The following is a 1,001-nucleotide window of genomic DNA, read 5'->3' on the forward strand; positions in this document are numbered from 1 at the left end:
ATTGTCCTCGATGTGGTTGTGTTAGATGCTGAGGGTGCGAGTGATACGGCCCAAGCGAATATCGTAGTTGTTCCTGTGAATGACTTCCCTGTTTCAGGTAACTTGGCGTATGCAATTGATGAGGATGGAAGTATCACACTGAGCCAAGAACAGCTCTTGGCGCAAGCGAGTGATGTGGATGGTGATACGCTCACGGCGTTGAATCTACAGACAGCCAATCCGGAACTGACGATTACAGATAATGGTGATGGGACGTTCACCCTGACACCGGCTGCAAACTTCAATGGTGATCTCGATATTAGTTTCGATGTATTCGATGGTGAAGCGACAGTTGCAGCCAATATCGATTTGACAGTGAACCCAGTGAATGATCTGCCGGTCGCGCAGGATCAGAATTTCCAGATGAACGAAGACGGGACGATCACGCTTACAGATGGGGATCTGTTGGCGGGAGCGTCGGATGTTGATGGCGATACGCTGAGTATCTCAGATGTTACATACACAGGTACGGATGGAATCTTCACCGATAATGGAGATGACACATATACCTTTGCACCGAATGAGAACTTCAATGGTAATGTCACCGTCGACTTTACCGTGTCTGATGGTCAGGGTGGTACCGATACGGCCCAAGCGAATATTGTAGTTGTTCCTGTGAATGACCCGCCAGTTGCAGGGGATACGTCTTTCAGCATGAATGAGGACGGTACAATTACATTGACACCTGCACAGCTTTTGGCGAATTCAAGTGACGTTGAAGGTGATGTGAGTCTGCAAGGTGTGAGCTACTCAGGATCAGATGGAACGCTGAGTGAGAATGATGATGGCTCCTTTAGTTTTATTCCGAATGAGAATTTCAATGGTGACATTGTCCTCGATGTGGTTGTGTTAGATGCTGAGGGTGCGAGTGATACGGCCCAAGCGAATATCGTAGTTGTTCCTGTGAATGACTTCCCTGTTTCAGGTAACTTGGCGTATGCAATTGATGAGGATGGAAGTAT

1 protein-coding gene is annotated in these 1,001 nt (G+C 47.7%); it reads left to right on the plus strand.

The window, feature by feature from the left end; all coding sequences use genetic code 11:
• The coding region (locus A3739_RS06950) for a tandem-95 repeat protein (protein ID WP_156502431.1) at nucleotides 1-1,001 on the plus strand (1,001 nt) is incomplete at both ends.

The organism is Oleiphilus sp. HI0067 (assembly GCF_001635735.1).